This is a genomic window from Saccharibacillus brassicae, assembly GCF_006542275.1.
GTDB classification, from domain to species: Bacteria; Bacillota; Bacilli; order Paenibacillales; family Paenibacillaceae; genus Saccharibacillus; species Saccharibacillus brassicae.
Map to the genome: position 1 here is coordinate 3,623,632 of NZ_CP041217.1, position 20,235 is coordinate 3,643,866.

A 20,235-nucleotide genomic window follows, 5' to 3' on the forward strand; every position below is an offset into this window, starting at 1 on the left:
ATGTCCACAACGAAAGCGGGCGGACTCAATCCGAAGCGAGTCCGCCCGGCGAAGGGCGGCCGCCGTTTAACGGAACGCGGAACGACACGGTCGTGCCTTCGCCGGGACGGCTGCGAATCGACAGGCCCGAGCCGTACAGGCGCTTGAGGCGGCGATCGGTATTGAGCGTGCCAATGCCCTGCCTGCCGCTGCTGACGGGAACGAGCAGTCCGCCCAGCGTGTCGGCGTCCATGCCGACGCCGTCGTCGGTTACCGTGAAGACGACGTCTCCGTCGACAAGCTGCGCGTCCAGCGAGACGCAGCCGCCTTTGGAGCGGCTGAGCACGCCGTGCCGGACCGCATTTTCCACCAGCGGCTGGATGCAGAGCGGCGGAAGCATCAGCTCCGGGTCGATCTCTTCGGGAATGTTCACTTCGACGCGCAGCCGGTCTTCGAAGCGCATCGTCTCGATATACAGATAGGAACGCACAAGTTCCAGCTCGCGCTCCAGCGGCACGAGCGGACGGGCGCTCCAGTAATCGAAGCTGATCTTCAGGTAAGAACCGAAAGCCTCGATCGTTTCGTTCATTTTGTCGATATCGATCCCGCTCAGCGCCGTAATCGAATTCAGCGCATTGAACAGGAAGTGCGGCTGAATCTGCGCCTGCAGGTAGGCGGCTTCCAGACCGAGGCGCTCGCTGACCGCGCGCTTGAGATCGGTCAGCGCCTTGACGCGGTAATTCAGCTCCAGCGCGTCGGCCGGCTTGGCCAGGTAGTCGCTCGCGCCGGCCGCGAAGCCGGCATAGATGTCTTCCGGACGGCTGCGCGCCGTCAGCAGCAGAATCGGCAGTTCCGCGCGCGAATGGCGCTCGCGTATCCGGGCGGAGAGTTCGTAGCCCGACATCTTGGGCATCATGACGTCCGCGACGACGAGGTCCCAGCTCTGCTCGTCGAGCAGCTCCAGCGCTTCCGCGCCGCTGAGCGCGGACGTGACCCGGTAGCGCGCTTCCGGCAGGAGGCTGCGCAGAACGCGCAGATTGACCGGGTCGTCGTCCACGGCCAGAATCCGCGGCCGGGGATCGCCTCCGCCGAAGCTGCCCGGCGGCCTGGCTCCGTTCTCGCCGGAGCCGTCGGCCAGGCGTTCTTCCGCCGCATAAGGCGGAAGCGGCGCCTGGCCGCGCTGCGCCGCGGCTTGCGCGGCGGCTTCGGAGAGCCGGCCGGCCGCGCCGGGCTCTTCGGCCGCGCTTCGCCGGTCGCCGTCTTCGGCAGGCGAAGCCGGACGGCCGATTTCCCAGGCCGACACTTCGGCCAGCGGAAGCGAGAACGAGAAAACCGAGCCGACGCCCGGCTCGGATTCCGCTTGCAGCTCTCCGCCGTGCAGTTCGGCCAGGCTGCGGCTGATCCCGAGGCCGAGGCCGATACCCGCGGCGTTATGCAGCGGGTCGCCCTGCTCGTACGGCGCGAAGATCCGCGCCAGATCGGCCGCGCCGATGCCGGTGCCGGTATCGGACACCGAGAGGACCGCCCGCGGCGTTCCGGCCGAGCCGGCCGGCGCAGACGGCTTGGCGCGAGCATCGAGCAGCCGCGCGCGAACGACCACTTTGCCGGAATCGGTAAACTTGATCGCGTTATGGATCAGGTTGAACAAGATCTGTGTCAGCCGTTTCTCGTCCGCGTAGACCGCAGGGAAATCGTCGGGGATGTCGAGTTCCAGCTCCAGCGCTTTGCCCGCCGTCATGTAGCGCAGCATGTCGAGCACGCCGGCGGCCGTCGATTGGACTTTGACCGCTTCCGGGTGGATCGCCAGCCGATTCTCGCGAATCTGCGAGACGTCGAGCAGGTCGCCGAGCAGCAGGCCCATGCGGCGTCCGACCTGGCTGACCAGCTGCAAATCCCGCCGGGACCGTTCACTCAGCACTTCGCCTTCCGCGGCAAGCACGCCGTCGGCCATATGGATCATGCCGTGCAGCGGCGTGCGCAGCTCGTGCGACGTATTGGCAAGGAAATCGTCTTTGGTCCGGTCCGCCTGCTGGAGCCGCCGCGCCAGGTCCGCGAGATCCGCGTTATTGCGGAAATAGCGGCCGACGGCGTAAGCGACCGTGCCGAGAAAGGCGAGCAGAATATCGAACGGGTAGAAGCCCGGTTCGACCCAACCCGCGTTTTTGAATCCGCCCCAGATCAGGGTGGACGTCATGCCGGCCGCGGCCACGAGCAGGAAAACGGCGTTCCGGTCTTTTTGAAGAATGTAGCGGATCAACAGAACCGGCACCCAGAGGGACGGAAACAGCGTCGCGACGGTAAACACGCCGATCTTGGTCGAGTAGAGCACCGCTTCGATCGGAGCGATCGCGATAAAGGCGCCGTACAGCGCCGCCGCCGCGAAGTAGAACCGGTATTTGCGCCGGCGGATCGGTTCGAGGCAGAACGAGACGGCCAGGGCGAGCATGAGCGTCATCATCGCCGCGTACGCGAACAGCGAGATCTTCTTGGCGATCGCGTAATCGAACGGCCAGATCGCGAGCAGCACTTTGTCTTCGTCCAGCGAGATGCTGAACACGGCCGCGATCAGCAGCAGGGTGAACAGCAGGAAAATTTTGTCTTTGCGGCTGAACAGGTAAATCATGCCGATATACAGGGCGTGCAGCAGCAGAAGCGCGAGCGTAATCAGCTGCATGCCGACGTTGTACGTGCGTTCGGAATTGATCGCGTTGGTCGGACCGAACTTGATCGAGCGGGCGATGCCGCCTCTGCGGGCGTTCTCGAAGTTCGACACTTCGACGACCAGCTCGATCTCGGCCGCGTCGGGCAGCCCGAACGTATCGGTGTTCACTTCGGCCGTATGGTCGGCCGCGTTCGACGCCGGATGGCCGAGCTGCGATTCGAGCCGTCCGTTGGCGTACAGCCGGTACGCGGTCTGGATGTCTTTGACCATCAATTTGTAGGCATGTTCCTGCGCCGGATCGATCAGCACGTGCAGCCGGTAGCTGCCGTAGCCGTCGGCCGAATCCCGCTTCGTCTCCAGCGCGTCCTGCCAGCTGCCCGGCACCTGGATATAAGCCGGAGGGACTGCGCCCGAAGGTTCGGACAAGATCAGCCGCCCCGGGTAAAATTCCCATTCGCCGTCGAGCGGCAGCGTATGCCAGTTGTCGAGCGGCGTGCCGCGCAGATCGAGCACGCCCTGCTGCGCACGGGGCGGATGGGCGAGCGAGTACGGATTCGTCAGCACCAGCCGCAGTCCCGACAGAATGATCAGCAGAAGAATCAACAGCAGAAAAATCGAAACTTGCGGCGAAAGTCGAAACGTTTTTTTGAAAGGGTGACGCATCAAGGTTCTCATACCTTCTACTTTAATTCTGTCGGCGATTCGAATCCACACTTTCTTTGCCCGAAACGGCGCGGAATCGACATTTATTTCAAATTTCACGCCAAAAAGCCCAAGAACGGACCGCAAATCCGTTTTTGGGCTTCGGTATGGATGACAGGGCACGTAAATCAGGCGGTACGGCGCGGAACGGTTACAGCAGCCACAGGCCTGCGAGTCCGCACAAAATGCCGAGTACGACGACGGCGGCGGCTACGAACAGCAGCACTTTTTTGGGAAAAGAGCGCGAGAGCATCAGCAGGGAAGGCAGGCTGACGGCCGGCAGCGTGAACAGCAGCGCCGCGGCCGGTCCTGCGCCAAGGCCAAGCGCCATAAACGACTGCGCGATCGGAATTTCGGCCGCCGTCGGAATCACGAACAGCATACCGGCAATCGCGAAGCCGGCAATGGCAAGCAGGTGGTTGCCGCTTGCGAGTCCCGAACTCGGGAACAGCCACGTCTGCGCCGCGCCCAGCAGCAGGACGGCGGCGAAGTAGGCCGGTACGAGCGTCAGCGTCATGCTGCCGACGCTTTTGATCCAGCGCAGAAGCAGCGGCTGTTCCGGCGCGGCCGAAGCGGTCGTCAGCGTGCCTTCCGGCTCCGGGCTTAGTCCTTCGGGAAGCTTGGCGTCCGCGGCGAAGCGGTTCGCCCAATAGCTGACGCCGAACACGAGCACGACGCCGAATACGATTCGCAGCGCCACAAACTTCCACGACAGCACGAAGCCCATGAAGATGAGCGTGGCCGGATTCAGCGTCGGATTGCCCAACCAAAAAGCGAGCGCGGCGCCGACGGACACTTGCTTTTTGCGCAGGCCGACAGCGATCGGCGCGGCGCAGCACGAGCACATCATGCCCGGCAGACCGGCCGCCCCGCCGGCAAGCGTGCTGCCGAACGACGTTTTGCCGAGCGTTCTCAGCAGCCACTTGGCCGGAAGCAGCACCTGCACGAGCGAGCCGAGCAGTATGCCGAGCAGCGCCGCTTTCCAGACCGCTTTGAAATAGACGACGGCGTATCCCCAGGCGGTCGCCCAGGAAGCGCTTTGCGGGCCGCTTTCGCCCAGAATGGAAGCGCCGATCGAATGATCGGCCGCAGCTTTGATCGCTTTATGGTAATACGGCCACCATTTGACGTACGACAGACCGACGATCGCGATAAGAATGAAGATGACGGCAAGCGCTATCGTTTTGCCGCGTTTGGAACGAAGACCCGAATGGGGTGAAGCGGATACGGACATGTGGAGCCTCCTGTTGTCGGAAAGTGTAGGTGAACGTAAATAATAACATATCCGATTGTCCAAAATCCGAAATAAAATTTCGTTTTTTAATTTTTCCACATTTTGCTATCGCATATTGAAACAAGTTACAGTATACTAATTGGGAATGCTCATATTCGGCTGCCTGATTAGGTCGTAGAGCCGATGTGTCCGAATTCTGGGCATATCCTGATAACTGGGCCGGTGTTAGTATGAATGAAAAAGAAACAATCAGCCTGGTGACGAGTTACGTCGGTAAGTTGCTGAGAACACGGTTTGGCAAGGGCCCCGAATCAGTAAACGTTTTTTTGTGCGACCAATGCATCGTGTTCCATTTGCGCAATTTTATGGGACCGGTGGAGAAGTTCCTGCTGACGCAGGAAGAAGAAAAAGCTTTTCGGTATACGCGCGAACTTCTGATGGAATCGCTGCTGCCGGAACTCAAAGCTTTTTTGGAAGAAAATACGGGTTTGAGCGTGACCGAGTTCTACTATGATTGGGGCGTACACAACGCTTCGGGCGCGATCGTCGGCGTCTTCGGTTCTTCCCTGGACCAAACGGAAGCTTACCCGGGCAAGGAAGACGTGCACGAGAAAGTGATCAACGTGACGGCCGCCATTCAGAAAGTTCCCGAACACATCGACTCCTGGTGGGTCACTCCCAAGATGCTCGCCGTCTTTAGACAGGGTATAACCGTACTGCTGGAAAAAGAAATGGTGGAACTGGGTTACACCGAAGTTCTGAAGGCCGCCAAACGCCGCCTGGAAAAGCGCATGCTGGAACAGGACGCCAATGCCGGCGCTATTTTGAACAAAACGTTAACGGACCTGTACGCGGATTGGGATTTCGACCGCGATCGCAGCATTGTCATTTACATATTCAAGGAATAGGACGAATAGAGATCGGTAACGATTCAGACGCCTTCGGGACGCGCTGTTCAATCGGGCCGAAGAAGAGGTGATGCCACCTCTTCTTCGGCCTATTTTATTGGGAAAGGATGGTCGAATTGCAGAGAGATTCCGCCTATGTGCTTTACATCGAGGACGACCGTTCCAGCATGCTGCTCATCCGGCATATCTTTCGCAAAAAACTGCCCGAATTCACGCTTCTGGAAGCCGGCAGCGTGGAAGAAGGCATGAGACTTGCCCGGATTCACCGACCGATCCTGATCCTGATGGATATTCAGCTGCCCGGCATGGACGGTTACGAAGGCGTAACCCGTCTGAATGCCGATCCCCAAACATCCTTGATTCCGGTATGGGCCGTCAGCGCAAGCGCGCTTGACGACGACGTGCAGCGGGGGATCGAAGCGGGCTTTCAGCAGTATTTGAAGAAGCCGCTCGGCATGGGCACTCTCGTTCGGTTGATCCGGGAGAGTCTCAAGCTCGAAAGCCGGGAAAAGTAAGTGTGGCATAATGTTGGAGTGGTTCTTTGCCTTAATGTCGATTTTCGCACAAGATCGGCGTATACTGGCAGGGAATACCCGCATCTTGGTCTTGGCTATGCCGTCTACAACCAGTCTCTGGACGCGGAGTATACCTTCTGGAAGTGAAAACGGGGAACTTGGACTTGAACAAACAAGAAACGGTAGACCGGATTGCGGGTCATGTAGGGAAGCTGCTCAGGAACCATTTTGGCAAGGGGCCCGAAGTCCTGAACGTTTCCCTGGATGACCGGAGCATCGTGCTTCATCTGAAAAATTTCATGACTCCGATCGAAGACGCGCTGCTCGCGAAGAAGGATGAGAAGACGTTCCGTTATACGCGGGAATTGATGATGAAAGCTCTTGTGCCGGCATTGGAGACGTTCGTGCGGGAAGATCTGCATCTGCGGTTCATGAGCCTGTATTACGATTGGAATCCGGGCAATTCTTCGGGAATGATCACGGTGCTGCTCGATTCGGAAGCCGATGCGAACCAAAATTACGAAGGTCGGGAATCGGTTCATACACAGATTGTCGATATTTTGACGAAGACGCAGGCCGAACCTTATTACATCGATTCGTGGTGGGTGGATGCCAAGACGCTGCTCGTTTTTCGAAAGGGTATCGCCATACTTCTCGAAAAAGAGCTGAACGCGCTCGGCTATACGGACGTTCTTAAAACGGCCAAACGCTCGCTCGAAAAAGAGTTAATGTGGAAAGAAGCGCATATCGGAAAAACGGTACGCAAACCGATGACGGATCTGTACATCGATTGGAACTTCGATCGGGACGACAGCGTCATCGTCTGCCGGTTCGACGGATAGGCTGCGCCTGTTCCGACAGTCCGATAAACAGTTGAATAAGACGGTAGCGATTCAGACATCCGTGGGGATGAGCTGACCATTCGAGCCGAAGAAGGGCGTGCATCCGCATGCCTCTTCTTCGGCTTTTTTGGAGGGATTACGGTGGATATTGGCAAAAAAGAAGTGTTGTATATCGAGGACGATTCTTGCAATATGCTTGTCGTGCGTCATCTGTTCAGGAAAAAGCTCCCGCAGCTCAAGCTGCTCGAATGCGTAACGGTCGAAGAAGGCATCGAATGCGCACGCCGCGAACAGCCAGCCTTCCCGCTGAACAGGGATCGCGGTCGACTCCGCAAAAGTGGTAGAATGAACAGACGATCCAAGTAAACGCCTATCCGGAAAGGAAGATGAGTTCATGTCCACACCCGAAAAGATCAAACTGACTTCGCTCTCCTCCAAAGGCGGCTGCGGCTGCAAAATCGGCCCCGCCGACCTGGCGCAGGTGCTGCGCAACCTGCCTCCGCAGGCCGCCAATCCCAATCTGCTCGTCGGGCTCGACACGAGCGACGATGCCGGCGTCTACCGGCTGTCCGACGACCTGGCGCTCGTCCAGACGCTCGACTTCTTCACGCCGATCGTCGACGATCCGTACGATTTCGGCCAGGTGGCCGCGGCCAACGCGATCAGCGATATTTACGCGATGGGCGGCCGGCCTCTGACGGCGCTCAATATCGTCGCGTTCCCGATCCATACGCTGGACAAATCGGTCCTGACCGATATTCTGCGCGGCGCGGGCGACAAAATGGCCGAAGCCGGTGTGACGCTGGTCGGCGGTCACTCGATCGACGACAAAGAGCCGAAGTTCGGCCTCGCCGTCACGGGCACGGTGCATCCGGACCGGGTGCGCACGAACGCCGGCGCGAAGCCGGGCGACAAGCTGATTCTGACCAAGCCGATCGGCGTAGGCATTCTGAGCACTTCGATCAAAAAAGATCTGTTGAGCGCGGAAGAGATCAAGCGCGTCACGCACGTCATGGCGACGCTGAACAAGACGGCCGCCGAGACGATGGAGCCGTACGATGTGCATGCCTGCACGGACGTGACGGGATTCGGCCTGCTGGGCCACGCGACCGAGATGGCCAAAGGCAGCGGGATGGGCATCATCGTCCGCTCCGCCGACGTGCCTCTGCTGCCGCGGGTACGCGAACTGGCCGAAGGCGGCTCGGTGCCGGGCGGCACGCGCAACAACTACGACCATATCGAAGCGGACGTGGATTTCCCGGAAGAGATGGACCAGACGGGCCGCTTCATTCTGTGCGACGCCGTCACTTCGGGCGGTCTGCTGATCGCGATCGACGCCCAGCAGGCGGACGAGCTGCTTGAGCGTCTGCAAGCGGCCGGAGTCGAAGCTGCGGCGATCGGCGAAGTGACCGAAGAAAATGCCGGCCGCATCACGGTCCTCTGATCCGCCTGGGCGAAACCGATAAAATCTTTTGAGCCGATATGTTAAGGAGAGAACACATTTGTTTCAGGACATTACGATAGAAGAACTGCTGGCCAAACGGGCCAGCGGAGAGATCGCGACGATCGACGTCCGGTCGCCGTCGGAATACCGCAGCGCGTCTATTCCCGGCAGCCTGAACATTCCGCTGTTCGACGACGCGCAGCGGGCGGAAGTCGGCACGCTGTACACGCAGGTCGGCGTCGAAGAAGCCAAAGAACGCGGCTTGCAGATCGCTTCGGCCAAACTGCCCGAATTCATTCGGCAGTTCAAAGAAATCGAAGGGCAAAAAGCGGTGTTCTGCTGGCGCGGCGGAATGCGCAGCCGGACCACGGCGACGGTGCTGGACCTGATGGGCATCCGCGCGTACCGGCTGAGCGGAGGCTTTCGGGCTTACCGCAGGTGGGTCGTCGAGCAGTTGGAACATTTCGACCTGAAGGCCCGGGCGATCGTGCTCGGCGGCAATACCGGCAACGGCAAGACGGCCATCCTGCACCGGCTGCTGCAAGAAGGCTATCCGGTCGTGGATCTGGAAGGCATGGCCGGCCACCGCGGTTCGGTGTTCGGCGGTATCGGCGTGGAAGTCCGCAACCAGAAAAGCTTCGATTCGCTGCTGCTGGAGAGGCTGCTGCAGGTCGGCAGCGGGCCTTACCTGCTGATCGAAGCCGAGAGCAAGCGGATCGGCCGCGTCGAGGTGCCCGCTTTTCTGATGGACGCCAAAGAGCGGGGATTGCAGCTTCGAATCTCGCTGCCGATCGAAGAACGGGTCCGCCACATTCTGGAGGATTACCGCCCGGAAGAGAACGCGGAAGCGTGCATGGCGTCTTTTCTCCGTATCAAAGAGCATATCCATCAGCCGATCGCGGCCGAGATCCATCGGCTGATGACGCTCGGCGAATATGCCGGCGCGGTGCGGATGCTGCTGGAATCGTATTACGATCCCAAATACGATTATTCCTCCGATCGGCTCAAAGCGGAGAACACCACGTTGATCGAAGCCGATACGGCCGAAGAAGCCGCCCTGCGCATCAAAGAGATTCTGGCGGCGGAATACGGAGCGTAGGCGCAAAGACCCTTCGGGGTCTTTTTTTGCTGCGCTGTTTTTGTCGCACGATTTTCACGGAATTTCATGCGATTTCTGTCCGGTTTTATCGGCCGCTATGATACAATGGCATACGGTGCGTTTGCGGACGTGCCCGTTTATTTTGGACCTGCGCCGGACAATCGGCACAGGCAGGCAGGAGGATTCGCAGTGAACCAAGTTCCCTATATCGCGGTCGAAGGACCGATCGGCGCCGGCAAGACGACGCTCGCGACGATGCTGGCCGCGGAATTGAATATGCCCGTGCTCAAAGAAATCGTCGAGGAAAATCCGTTTTTGGGCAAGTTTTATCAAAACATCGACGAGTGGAGTTTCCAGCTCGAAATGTTTTTCCTGTGCAATCGGTACAAGCAGCTCGGCGACACGGAATCGCAGCTGATTCGCCAGGGCACGCCCGTTATCTCGGATTACCATATTTACAAAAACCTGATTTTTTCCGAACGTACCCTCAAAGGGCGCGAGCGGGAGAAATACCGGCAGATCTACCACGTGCTGACGGACGATCTGGCCAAGCCGAGCACCATCGTCTATATCAAAGCGAGTCTGGAGACGCTGCTGGCCCGGATCGACAAGCGCGGCCGTTCGTTCGAGCAGGACATGGACCGCGCCTATCTCCAGCAGCTGATCGAAGACTACGAAGCCGCGATGGCTTCGCTGGCCGTAACCGAGCCGGAGACGACGATTATTACGGTCGACGGAGACGCGGCCGATTTCGTGGCGAATCCCGAACAGTTCGCCGAGATCGCCGACCGGGTCAAAGCCCGGATCGCCGGACATCCGCTTCGCTAAACGCTTCGACGTGCGCGGATGTCCACCTGCCGCGTACACCGCATTCCCTATCCATTTAAATAGAAGGAGTTTGACCCAACCATGAACCCAACCCATCTGTCTTCCATTCCCGCCGATGCCCTCATTACGGTAGCCGGCACGGTAGGCGTCGGCAAATCGACGCTGACCGCCGCTCTTGCCCAGCGTCTCGGCTTCAAGACGTCGCTTGAGAAAGTCGACCATAACCCGTATCTCGAAAAGTTCTACCACGATTTCGAACGCTGGAGTTTCCATCTGCAAATCTACTTCCTCGCCGAGCGCTTCAAAGAGCAGAAAGCGATCTTCGAAGCGGGCGGCGGCTTTGTGCAGGATCGTTCGATCTACGAAGACACCGGCATTTTCGCCAAAATGCACGCCGACCAGGGCACGATGTCCGCTGTCGACTACGAGACGTACTCCAGCCTGTTCGACGCGATGGTGCTGACGCCGTTTTTCCCGCATCCCGACGTGCTGGTGTATCTGGAAGGCAGCCTGCCGTCCATTCTGGGACGCATTAACGAACGCGGCCGCGAGATGGAGATCCAGACCGAAGTGACCTATTGGGAAAAAATGCACGGACGTTACGCCCAGTGGATCGACGGATTCGACGCCTGCCCGGTGCTGCGCCTGAACATCGATGAATACGACGTGAACGATCCGGCTTCGCTGGACGAGATTCTCGTAAAAGTCGGCCGGAAAATCGAGGAATCGCGCAGGGAAAAGACCGGCTCGAACGTCTAATAACCGAAGCGGAGGTGGCTGCGCATGAATCTGTTCCGGCTGTCCGCGGCTGTGCGGGGTCGAAGCCGCATGGACGACTTTTTGCGGGACTGCTTCGTCAGTATCGGGTATCCCGGCCTGGGGGATCTCGAAGACGCCGACCGGGCCGAGGTTTCTAAGCGGCTCAATCGGGTGTATGGATATGAAGGGAACGAGCTTGAACGCAAGCTTGAAGACCTGCATACGTTCGTTCGCGTCATGGACGACGGCGATTACGTGCTCGTCGCGGACAGCGGCCGCGTCTGGCTGGGCGATCTGGGCGATTATTATTATCGCGAAGATTACGACCGTCCGGAGGCGGACACCTGCCACCGCCGGGGCGTGACCTGGCTCGGCGTGCTGCCGGCCGCCGCGCTGAACCCGGCGCTGCGCGAATTTGCGCGGGAGCTGCCGGCCGGAGGCGGCGAGTCCGCCCGCGCCGCGGAGCGGTATCCGCTGCCCGCGGAGCAGGCCGGGCTCGAAGCTTTCGCCGCGCAGGCGCCGGGCGGGCAGCTGCCCGGGCTTGGTGCAGCGGCGGCCGAGGCGGCTGCCCCTTCGCGACTGGTCGACGAAGGCACGCCGTCTGGCGCGGCTTCTCCTTCGCGACTGGTCGACGAAGGGATGCCGTCCGGCGCTGCTTCTCCTTCGCGACTGGTCGACGAAGGGACGCTGCGCGAAGCGGTCGCCGCCCTGCGCGAAGCGCTGCGCGGCGACGATCCCGAGCTGCGCGTGCGCGCGGCCGAAGCGCTGCTCCGGTACGGGCTCTGACCGTCCGGAGCTTCTTCGCCGCGTGCCGCGAAGCGCCCGGGACTAATCGCCGCGGGCCTTGCTGGATTGCCCGGCCGTCGCCATGATAAGATGGAAAATGCTTTGGATCGAATAACGGATAAGTGGAAAGGCGGGAGAGAGTGGATTGGGATTTATTTTCATTGTTTAAATCGCTGATTCTGGGCTTCGTCGAAGGGATGACCGAGTTTGCGCCGGTGTCTTCTACCGGCCATATGATCATCGTCGACGACCTGTGGTTGAAGTCGGAAGAGTTCTTCGGTTCGAAGTATGTGGCGAATACGTTCAAGATCGTAATCCAGTTGGGATCGATTCTGGCCGTCGTCATCCTGTTCCGCAAAAAGTTCTACGAACTGCTCGGCTTGAAAGGCCGTCATTCGGGCGCTCCGGCGGGAACGCCGAAGCTGAACCTGCTGCACGTCTTTATCGGCCTGCTGCCGGCCGGCGTACTGGGCCTGCTGTTCGACGATTACATCGACGAGCATCTGTTCTCGCTGGAGACCGTGCTCGGCGCGCTCGTTATCGGGGCGATCCTGATGATCGTGGCCGACCTCGTCATGCGCAATTCGAAGCGCAAAACGATCGAAAGCGTCGATGAGATTACATACGGAAAAGCGCTCTACATGGGACTGTTCCAGTGCGTCTCGCTCTGGCCGGGCTTCTCGCGTTCCGGCGCGACCATCTCGGGCGGCGTCCTGATCGGCATGAGCCACCGGGCCGCAGCCGATTTCACGTTTATTATGGCCGTTCCGATCATGGCCGGCGCCAGTCTGCTGTCGCTCGCCAAAAACTGGGAATACTTTACGCTGGACGCCCTGCCTTACTTCGTGGTCGGCTTCCTCAGCGCTTTCGTATTCGCCATCATCTCGATCCGCTTCTTCCTGAAGCTGATCAACCGGATCAAGCTGATCCCGTTCGCGATCTACCGGATCGTGCTCGCGGCTGTCATCTACCTGGTCTGGTTCTGATCGGGATTTATCGCTTCGCCGCCATGCCAAGTCCGAACGGCCGTCACAGGCCGTTCGGGCTTTTTCACGTGGCCGAACCGGGATCTGCCGGCGTGCGGCGTGCCGTCTTCAAGGGAAGCGGGCGAAGCTTGCAACGGCGGGGCACAAAGCGCGTATACTGGAAAGTAACGACTGCCCAAGAGGAGAGACTGCTTATGACCGCCGGACAACTGATGAAAAATCTGCTCAAAGGCTTTGTCTTCGTATTTTATTTTCCAATCTATGTGCTGCAAATGGGGTTCGGCTGGCTGTGGAACCGGGTGCTGGACCCGGCGTTTTCGTGGCTGATGCTGCGCGTCGCCCTGCCGCTTGCCGCATGGGTGTGGCGCACGCTGCTGGAACCGCTGTGGCGTTACGTGTTCGAGCTTCCCGCCCGCTGGTTGTGGAAGACACTGCTGCGCCCTCTTTTTCGCTTCATATGGTTGTATATGCTCTATCCGCTGCTGCATTACGTCGTGTACATGCCGCTGCGCTTCCTGTGGATCTACGGGCTGCGGGGCTTCTACGTCCATATTTTGCGGCCTGTGCTGAACGCCTGCCGTATCGCGGCGCTGTGGATCGGGACCGTCCTCTCCGCCGTCTGGCAGACGCTCGTCGTTCGTCCGCTGCGTTGGCTGTGGCGCACGCTGCTGCATCCTCCGCTGGACTGGCTCCGACGCGAAGTGCTGAAGCCGCTCGGAGTCTGGTTCAGGAGTTGGTTTCGATGAAAAAAACGTATAAAAAGATACAGTTTTGACGCTTTTGTGCAAATCTATAGCAGGCGGCTTAGTTTAGGGTAAAATAGAGCAGCAGCGCTTTTCGGCGGACAGGCGTTGGGAGCAAAAAGAGGCCAAAAGTGCAACTTATGCCGCATAGCTGACGTCTAATGAAAAGAAGCATCTACAGAGTGCCGGGAGGCACGATGCATCAAGAAGGGGGAACCAACATGAAAAATTTGAAAAAATGGACGGCCGCGCTCATGCTCGTGGCTTTGTTCATCGGAAGCTTTTCCTTTGCGGGGTCTGCGCAGGCGGCAGGAAGCGGAGAACAGCTGATCATCATCAACAAAAAGACGAACCAATTGGCCTTTTTCGATAATGGCAAGCTGAATTCCACGTTCCCGGTCGCGACCGGCAAAACGCAGGATCTGACGCCGGAAGGCAAATTCAAGATCGTCAACAAGATCAAGAACCGTCCTTACTACAAAGACAATATTCCGGGCGGCGATCCGAAGAACCCGCTGGGCGACCGCTGGATCGGGCTTGAAGTCGGCAGCACGTACGGCACGACTTACGCGATCCACGGCAACAACAACGAGAACTCGATCGGCAAATACGTGAGCGCCGGCTGCATTCGCATGCACACCGACGACATCCACTGGTTGTTCGATCAGGTCAACAAAGGCACGTACGCGGTCATCACTTCGTCGAGCCTGAGCTTCGAGCAGATCGCCGCCAACAACGGCTACTCGCTGAACGGCAACGGAACGTTCACCGGCAGCGTATTCGTCAACGGCAAGCTCAACACGATGGACGACGATATCATGACGATCGATTCCCGTCTGTACATGCCGCTGCGCGAAGGCTTCGAAATGCTGGGCGGTACGGTTAACTGGAACGCCAAGACGATGACCGTTACGGCCAAAGTCGGCGGCAAGTCGATCGTCCACAAAGCCAAAGCCAAAACGGCGAAAGTGAACGGCAAAGCGGTCAACATGACGGCTTCCCGTTTCGTCGGCAACAAACTGTACATCCCGCTGCGCGACGTCTCCAAACTGTCGGGCTACACGGTCAAATGGTACGGCACCGAAAACGTCGTATCGTTGATCGCGCCCAAGTAAGCGGGACGTTACGATCCGCTTCAAGCGTTCGTTGGTTCGGCCGATGGCCGGACTGCGAAGCCGCCGCCTGTTCCTTCGGGGAACGGGCGGCTTTTTTTGTGTGCTGCCGGAAAGGGAGGCGGGGCGTCGCAACTCCCGCTGGTAATTAACGCGGATATGCGTTACCGTAAAAGAAAGCCTGCGTCATCGCAGAAGGAAAGACCGAACGAAGGGAGCCGAAGCGCAATGAAGGCGATAGTGGAAATCAGGAAGGTGCGCCTGGGCGAAGGCGCTCCGAAAATTTGCGTGTCGATGACCGGCCGCACGCGCGAAGAACTGCGCGGGGAAGCGGCGCTGCTGCGCACGATCGATCTGGATCTCGCGGAATGGCGGGTCGACTTTTTCGAAGGCGTCGATTCGCCCGAAAAGGTGCTGGAGATGCTGGCCGAGCTGCGCCTGCTGCTGGGCCCCGTCCCGCTGATCTTCACGTTCCGCAGCGCGCGCGAAGGCGGACAGCGCGAACTTGCGGCCGACGACTACATCGGCCTGAACGCGGCCGCCGCCGCTTCGGGCGACGCCGACGCGATCGACGTCGAGCTGTTCGCGGGAGACGAGGCGGTGCGCCGCCTCACCGCCGAAGCGCGCCGCTTCGGCGCCGTCTCGATCGTGTCGAATCACGATTTCGACAAGACGCCCCCCGCGGAGGAACTCGCGGCCCGGCTGCGCCGCATGCGGGAGCTTGGCGGCGACGTGCCCAAGATCGCGGTCATGCCGCGCGATCCCGGCGACGTGCTGGCGCTGCTCCAAGCGACGTACGCCGTCAGCTCCGACAAGGAGGGGCCGATCATCACCATGTCGATGGGCCTGCTCGGAGCGGTCAGCCGCGTCGCCGGCGGCACCTTCGGTTCCGCGCTGACCTTCGGCGCGGCGAAAAACGCGTCCGCCCCGGGGCAGCTCGCCGCAGCGGAGCTGCGCGGCCTGCTCGGCGCGCTGCACGGGGAGTAGCGCGGCCGGCCGGTAGCGGCTGGCTGACGGCGGCGGAGCGGGACTTGCCGCCGCTTTCGTGCGGCGAACGAGAAGAAGGGAGCGTATAGACGCCGGTGTCCGGCGTTTATACGCTTTTTGGGTTTTGTGCGTGGCGGCGGGTGGCGGCGCGTGGAGGAGAAGAGAACGGCTTGGCGTGGGGATCGGGGAGGTTGGCGTGGGAATAGGAGGCGCGGGGGTTGAGCGTTTCTTTTTCCGCATGGTGCAGTAAGGGGTGGCTTGTCGCCGAAACACGACGACATGCGGGTGCCGGCAGATTTTTTTCGTATGTGGGCTCGAAGTCTTATAATCGTATTCGCCGCATCCCCTACGCTGACGAAGACAAGGATGCCAATGCCGGATGTCCCTGCGCGAGCACCCGACGTACCGATCATTTTTTGTCTTTATACTGCACTTTGTCTTCGAGTGGGTGTTCCCGTGCGAGCACCCGACGTACCGATATCCGTGCCGGATAATCGCCTTGATTTGGTGAATTTAGGTTGTTTAAAAAATAGATAAAACTTTGTGAAAAATGTTACTTTATCTTGAGTATCCTTGTGATATATTGAACAAAGTAAAGAGAAATCATTCACAAGGGGAGAATTTAACATGAAAAAAGTAGTAAGCTTGGGTCTGGTACTGGGAATCGCGCTGCTGGCAGGCTGCGGCAACAATGAAGCGACAACGGCCACGACGGAAGGCACGCAGAATCCGGCCACGGCGACCGAGACACCAGCCAAGACCGAAACACCGGCTGCAACCGAGACGCCGGCCGCTACGGAAACGCCTGCGGCTACCGATGCGCAGACAACCGCTTCGATCGTAAACGACAACGACGGATTCCTGAACGCGATCAGCGCCAAAGGCACATGGATCATCGCCGCGCTGAACGACCTGAACATCGATCAGGATCTCGTTCTGGACGGACAATTCGAAAATAAAGGCGAACCGGCCCGCAAAATCGCCCTGTACGCGCAGGATGCCGATCGCAACGTCACGGCCCGCTACACGCTGACCGCTCCGAAGCTGACCGTAAACAGCGAAAACGCGCGCATCCAAGGCGGCACGTTCAAAGGCGACGTCTACGTGACCGCCGACGGCTTCCAGGTCGTGGACGCGACCGTGGACGGCAATCTGTATTTCTCCACACAGGCCCAACTTGACGCCTTCAAAATGGAAGACGGCGCGAAAGTCACCGGCGAAACGGCTGTCAAAGCCGAATAATCTTTGCAAAATGCAGCCGGAACCGCCCGGCGCTCGTGCTCCCGAACCGTTTACGGTTCGGGATTTTAGCGTTCCGGTACCTTGGTATCGGTATTGTGCGGAGCCTCTAATCCATCCCTGCCTCCGGACGTGCCAACGAATCCTATTACGAGGTCTGCTAACAAATCTTCCTACGGAAGCCGCTAATTTACCCCTTGCTCCGACGTGCCAACGAATCTTGCCATAGGGTCCTGCTAATGAATCTTTCCACTGGAGCGGCTAAGCAATCCCTGCCTCCGGGTGTACCTACGAACCCTTCTACGGGGTCTTGTTAGCGAATCTTTCCCGCTGCAACCTGCTAACGAATCCTTCCCGCTGCAACCTGCTAACGAATCCTTATCACGCTATTTGCCTTCTAAAGCCCCTTTATCGGTTTTAACGAATCCCTATAACGCTATTTGACCGAAACTCGCTAAAATCGGCTCCATAACGCTAAATAAGGATATGACGATTCGTTAAATAATTAAAAAGGCGAAATTTAGAGCAAATAGCGATATGACGATTCGTTGGACAGCTGAGCGGCGCTTGGGACCATGAGGATTGAGGATTGAGGATTGAGGATTGAGGGATGAGGGTTGAGGGTTGCGCATGGTGGTCTGAGTCATGCGACTCAGCCGGTATAAAAGGCTTTCGACACTTCAAGTCCCGAACCGTTAACGGTTCGGGACTTTTTGCCGCCGATGCACTCGCCTCGATCGCGGCTCTTCCGCGAGCCATGCTTCTGCCAAGGCGCGAAGTATTCAGGCGGTTTTCTAATCGCGCTCCTGCCGCGAGCCATGCTTCCGCCAAGGCGCGAAGTATCTAGGCGATTCTCTAATCGCGCTCCTGCTGCGAGCCATGCTTCCGCCAAGGCACGAAGTATATAGGCGATTCTCTAATCGCGCTCCTGCTGCGAGCCATACTTACGCCAAGGCGCGAAGTATATAGGCGATTCTCTAATCGCCATACTTACGCCCTTCCTACCGGTCCCCTTTTCCGGGACAATAAGCTTTAACGAAACGAACAGTCCGACGCCGTCCGTTCCGCCGCGCGAGCGAATTCGCCGCTGCGGAAGCCGCCGAATCCGAAGGAGGAGAAGACCATGACACGACGCCCTTTTGCCGAGCGCTCCGGCCCGGCCCGGGACCAAGCTGATACCCGCCCCGATGTTCATCCCGACATCCGCTCTGATGCCGCTCCCGACACCCGCTCTAATGCGGCCTCCAACATCCGTCCCGATCCTTGCACCGATCCCCGCTCCGATGTTCATCCCGGCATCCGCCGCGAAATCCAGGTCGAACTCTCCCGTATCGAACGGGAAGAGAAGGTCCGCATCCTGTACGCCTGCGAGTCGGGCAGCCGCGCATGGGGGTTCCCTTCGCAGGATAGCGATTACGACGTGCGCTTTCTGTACGTGCGCGAGCCGGACTGGTATTTGTCGATTTTCGAGCGCCGCGACGTGATCGAGCGTCCGATCAGCGATCGGCTTGACGTGAACGGTTGGGATCTGCGCAAAGCGCTGCGGCTGTTCCGCAAAAGCAATCCGCCGCTGCTGGAATGGCTGCAATCGCCGATCGTGTACCGCGAGCTGCCGGAAGCGGCGGCGCAGATTCGCGACTTGGCCGGGCCGTCTTTTTCGCCCAAAGCCTGCATGTTCCACTACCTGCATATGGCCCGCGGCAATTACCGGGATTACCTGCAGGGCGAGACCGTCCGCAGCAAAAAATATTTCTACGTGCTGCGTCCGCTGCTCGCCTGCGCCTGGATCGAACGGTACAACGAGCTGCCTCCGATGACGTTCGACACGCTCAAGGATACGCTGCTTGCTCCCGGCGAACTGAAGACGGCGGTCGAGCAGCTGCTGGAACGCAAAAAAACCGGTATCGAACTGAAGGAAGAACCCCGGATTGAGGTTATTAATCAATATCTGGAAACACAGATCCACTACTATGAGCAGCAAGCCCCGCACCTGCCGGACTCCGGCGAATCGGTCGACGACCGGCTCGATCCGCTGTTTGTGTCCGTGCTGCGCGGCGCCTGGAAGGAGCAGCACCCATGGCCATCGTCCAACTGAGCTCGACGCATCCCGATTTCTCTTTTCTCATTCGCAAAAACCCGTCTACCGGCATGCTGATCCGTCCGATTCGCAAAGGGCTGGCCTACGGCTGGTACGGCGATCCGCAGACATTCAACGTGTATTTCAAGGACGCGGACAACGAAGTTTCGTACAAACGCAGCGAGCACGAAGAATTCGAATACCTCAACGTATCGCGCTACAACACGCCGCTGTTTCCGCTGAACGCGATCAACGAGTTTTTCTCGCATCCGCTCAAGCCCGACGACCGCGACACGGAAGGGCATACGCATGCGTTGTTCGTCAATATGGTGCATATCGAGCGCGACCGGTACCTGGACTTTTTTGCCAAGCATTTTCCGGATATTACGTTCGAAGCGACGCTTCTGGCCCACAAAAGTTACAGCCTCAAAATGACGACCAACCGCAATCTCTACGTCCTGCTGCATGCCGCGAGCGTCCTGTTCCTGTTCTTGTCGATGTTCGGCAAAGAGTTTATCGATCTGAACGAATCGGTGGTGGAAAAATACATCCGCAGCCTGAACATCATCGACGCGCCGTTCTATATCCGCAGCCTGTTCGTGCGCAATTTCCTCGGCTCGCGCGCGATGTTCCGCAAATACGCCGCCGAGCTGGAGCGCACCGATCGCTATGATATTCGGTTCGACTTCGGCGGCACGGCATTCCAGCGGCGCAGCGCGATCACGCAGCGGCTGGCGTTCGACAAATCGATTCTGGATATCGGCTGCGGCGAAGGGTTCTATGCGATTCCTTATGCCGCGCGGATCAAGGACGACTACAGTTACTACGCGATCGACGTGAACGCCGAAGTATTGGAAGAAACGGTGCGCAAAGCGGAGAAAAAAGAGCTGGATAATCTGATCCCGTTCGCTTCGCTCGCGCAGTTTCTGGACTCGTACAACGGCGAGCAGGTCGACGTGATCCTCACGGAAGTGGTCGAGCATATGGGCACGGAGGAAGCGGCGGCGCTCGTACGTCTTATTTTGAAAAAAGTGAATTTCGACCGTTTCGTGATCACGACGCCGAACGCCGACTTTAACGTCTTCTACGAACTTGAAGGCATGCGGCACGACGACCACGATTGGGAAATGCCGCAGACGGAGTTCCGGGCCTGGATCGGCGAACTTGCGGCCAAGCACGCGGTGCACGCGGAATGGCTGGAGATCGGCGACCGGGTCAACGGAATCGCGACGACGCAGGGCGTGCTGTTCAGGCGGCAGTCCGAAATCGATATATTAACGGAAAAATCAATGGAAAAAGCGACGGAAAAAGGAGGGGCGGCAGATGAATGAAT

Annotated in this window: 18 protein-coding genes; 15 read left to right on the forward strand and 3 right to left on the reverse strand. The window is 58.9% G+C overall.

Going from position 1 to position 20,235, the window contains the following annotated elements; all coding sequences use genetic code 11:
* Positions 1 to 25: 25 nt before the first annotated feature.
* Complete coding sequence (locus FFV09_RS15025) at positions 26 to 3,304, reverse strand: hybrid sensor histidine kinase/response regulator (protein WP_246098573.1); 3,279 nt, start codon at positions 3,302 to 3,304, stop codon at positions 26 to 28.
* A gap of 190 nt (positions 3,305 to 3,494) precedes the next feature.
* Entirely contained in the window at positions 3,495 to 4,577 is a 1,083-nt protein-coding gene (locus FFV09_RS15030) for a permease (RefSeq protein ID WP_141448585.1), read from the reverse strand.
* Between the two features lie 230 nt (positions 4,578 to 4,807).
* On the opposite strand from FFV09_RS15030, the gene FFV09_RS15035 reads away from it, so the two are divergent.
* From FFV09_RS15035 to FFV09_RS15045, 3 genes are all read left to right on the forward strand, one after another.
* Entirely contained in the window at positions 4,808 to 5,485 is a 678-nt protein-coding gene (locus FFV09_RS15035) for a Na-translocating system protein MpsC family protein (RefSeq protein ID WP_141450484.1), read from the forward strand.
* A 116-nt stretch (positions 5,486 to 5,601) separates the two neighbouring features.
* Complete coding sequence (locus FFV09_RS15040; protein WP_170315043.1) at positions 5,602 to 6,000, forward strand: response regulator; 399 nt, start codon at positions 5,602 to 5,604, stop codon at positions 5,998 to 6,000.
* Between the two features lie 164 nt (positions 6,001 to 6,164).
* Positions 6,165 to 6,842, forward strand: coding sequence for a Na-translocating system protein MpsC family protein (locus FFV09_RS15045; RefSeq protein ID WP_141448587.1), 678 nt, complete (start codon positions 6,165 to 6,167; stop codon positions 6,840 to 6,842).
* Positions 6,843 to 6,893: 51 nt separating this feature from the next.
* On the opposite strand, the gene FFV09_RS15050 is transcribed toward FFV09_RS15045, so the two are convergent.
* Positions 6,894 to 7,259, reverse strand: coding sequence for a hypothetical protein (locus FFV09_RS15050; RefSeq protein ID WP_141448588.1), 366 nt, complete (start codon positions 7,257 to 7,259; stop codon positions 6,894 to 6,896).
* Here FFV09_RS15050 and selD point away from each other — a divergent pair.
* The 12 genes from selD to FFV09_RS15110 all read left to right on the forward strand — a co-directional run bounded on the left by selD (position 7,237) and on the right by FFV09_RS15110 (position 20,233).
* On the forward strand, positions 7,237 to 8,286 hold the full coding sequence (selD, locus tag FFV09_RS15055) for a selenide, water dikinase SelD (protein WP_141448589.1): 1,050 nt from the start codon (positions 7,237 to 7,239) through the stop codon (positions 8,284 to 8,286). The two genes, FFV09_RS15050 and selD, sit on opposite strands and share 23 nt — an antisense overlap.
* A gap of 58 nt (positions 8,287 to 8,344) precedes the next feature.
* Positions 8,345 to 9,385: a tRNA 2-selenouridine(34) synthase MnmH gene (gene mnmH, locus FFV09_RS15060; protein ID WP_141448590.1), complete on the forward strand. Its 1,041-nt coding sequence runs from the start codon at positions 8,345 to 8,347 to the stop codon at positions 9,383 to 9,385.
* A gap of 189 nt (positions 9,386 to 9,574) precedes the next feature.
* The gene (locus FFV09_RS15065) at positions 9,575 to 10,213 is read left to right on the forward strand and encodes a deoxynucleoside kinase (protein WP_141448591.1); all 639 of its coding nucleotides are present in this window, start codon (positions 9,575 to 9,577) and stop codon (positions 10,211 to 10,213) included.
* A gap of 81 nt (positions 10,214 to 10,294) precedes the next feature.
* Positions 10,295 to 10,972: a deoxynucleoside kinase gene (locus tag FFV09_RS15070; protein WP_141448592.1), complete on the forward strand. Its 678-nt coding sequence runs from the start codon at positions 10,295 to 10,297 to the stop codon at positions 10,970 to 10,972.
* Between the two features lie 24 nt (positions 10,973 to 10,996).
* A complete protein-coding gene (locus FFV09_RS15075; RefSeq protein ID WP_141448593.1) occupies positions 10,997 to 11,758 on the forward strand; it encodes a hypothetical protein in 762 nt (253 codons plus the stop codon).
* 161 nt (positions 11,759 to 11,919) lie between these two features.
* Complete coding sequence (locus FFV09_RS15080; RefSeq protein WP_202111890.1) at positions 11,920 to 12,744, forward strand: undecaprenyl-diphosphate phosphatase; 825 nt, start codon at positions 11,920 to 11,922, stop codon at positions 12,742 to 12,744.
* 194 nt (positions 12,745 to 12,938) lie between these two features.
* Positions 12,939 to 13,490 carry a hypothetical protein gene (locus tag FFV09_RS15085; RefSeq protein ID WP_141448595.1) on the forward strand — a complete coding sequence of 184 codons (552 nt, stop codon included), beginning with the start codon at positions 12,939 to 12,941 and terminating at the stop codon, positions 13,488 to 13,490.
* Between the two features lie 218 nt (positions 13,491 to 13,708).
* Positions 13,709 to 14,602, forward strand: a complete 894-nt coding sequence (locus tag FFV09_RS15090) for a L,D-transpeptidase family protein (RefSeq protein WP_425472178.1) — start codon at positions 13,709 to 13,711, stop codon at positions 14,600 to 14,602.
* 225 nt (positions 14,603 to 14,827) lie between these two features.
* Complete coding sequence (gene aroD, locus FFV09_RS15095) at positions 14,828 to 15,586, forward strand: type I 3-dehydroquinate dehydratase (protein ID WP_141448597.1); 759 nt, start codon at positions 14,828 to 14,830, stop codon at positions 15,584 to 15,586.
* Positions 15,587 to 16,213: 627 nt separating this feature from the next.
* Entirely contained in the window at positions 16,214 to 16,828 is a 615-nt protein-coding gene (locus FFV09_RS15100) for a hypothetical protein (RefSeq protein ID WP_141448598.1), read from the forward strand.
* Between the two features lie 1,120 nt (positions 16,829 to 17,948).
* Positions 17,949 to 18,920 carry a nucleotidyltransferase domain-containing protein gene (locus FFV09_RS15105; protein WP_141448599.1) on the forward strand — a complete coding sequence of 324 codons (972 nt, stop codon included), beginning with the start codon at positions 17,949 to 17,951 and terminating at the stop codon, positions 18,918 to 18,920.
* Complete coding sequence (locus FFV09_RS15110; protein ID WP_141448600.1) at positions 18,902 to 20,233, forward strand: class I SAM-dependent methyltransferase; 1,332 nt, start codon at positions 18,902 to 18,904, stop codon at positions 20,231 to 20,233. The genes FFV09_RS15105 and FFV09_RS15110 overlap by 19 nt, the downstream gene beginning before the upstream one ends.
* Positions 20,234 to 20,235: the final 2 nt, after the last annotated feature.

Coding starts and splice junctions, on each gene's coding strand:
- FFV09_RS15070 (WP_141448592.1), top strand. CDS start 10,295: ATGAACCCAACCCATCTGTCTTCCATTCCCGCCGATGCCCTCATTACG.
- FFV09_RS15110 (WP_141448600.1), top strand. CDS start 18,902: ATGGCCATCGTCCAACTGAGCTCGACGCATCCCGATTTCTCTTTTCTC.
- FFV09_RS15105 (WP_141448599.1), top strand. CDS start 17,949: ATGACACGACGCCCTTTTGCCGAGCGCTCCGGCCCGGCCCGGGACCAA.
- FFV09_RS15100 (WP_141448598.1), top strand. CDS start 16,214: ATGAAAAAAGTAGTAAGCTTGGGTCTGGTACTGGGAATCGCGCTGCTG.
- FFV09_RS15085 (WP_141448595.1), top strand. CDS start 12,939: ATGACCGCCGGACAACTGATGAAAAATCTGCTCAAAGGCTTTGTCTTC.
- FFV09_RS15075 (WP_141448593.1), top strand. CDS start 10,997: ATGAATCTGTTCCGGCTGTCCGCGGCTGTGCGGGGTCGAAGCCGCATG.
- FFV09_RS15025 (WP_246098573.1), bottom strand. CDS start 3,304: ATGCGTCACCCTTTCAAAAAAACGTTTCGACTTTCGCCGCAAGTTTCG.
- aroD (WP_141448597.1), top strand. CDS start 14,828: ATGAAGGCGATAGTGGAAATCAGGAAGGTGCGCCTGGGCGAAGGCGCT.
- FFV09_RS15030 (WP_141448585.1), bottom strand. CDS start 4,577: ATGTCCGTATCCGCTTCACCCCATTCGGGTCTTCGTTCCAAACGCGGC.
- selD (WP_141448589.1), top strand. CDS start 7,237: ATGTCCACACCCGAAAAGATCAAACTGACTTCGCTCTCCTCCAAAGGC.
- FFV09_RS15035 (WP_141450484.1), top strand. CDS start 4,808: ATGAATGAAAAAGAAACAATCAGCCTGGTGACGAGTTACGTCGGTAAG.
- FFV09_RS15090 (WP_425472178.1), top strand. CDS start 13,709: ATGAAAAATTTGAAAAAATGGACGGCCGCGCTCATGCTCGTGGCTTTG.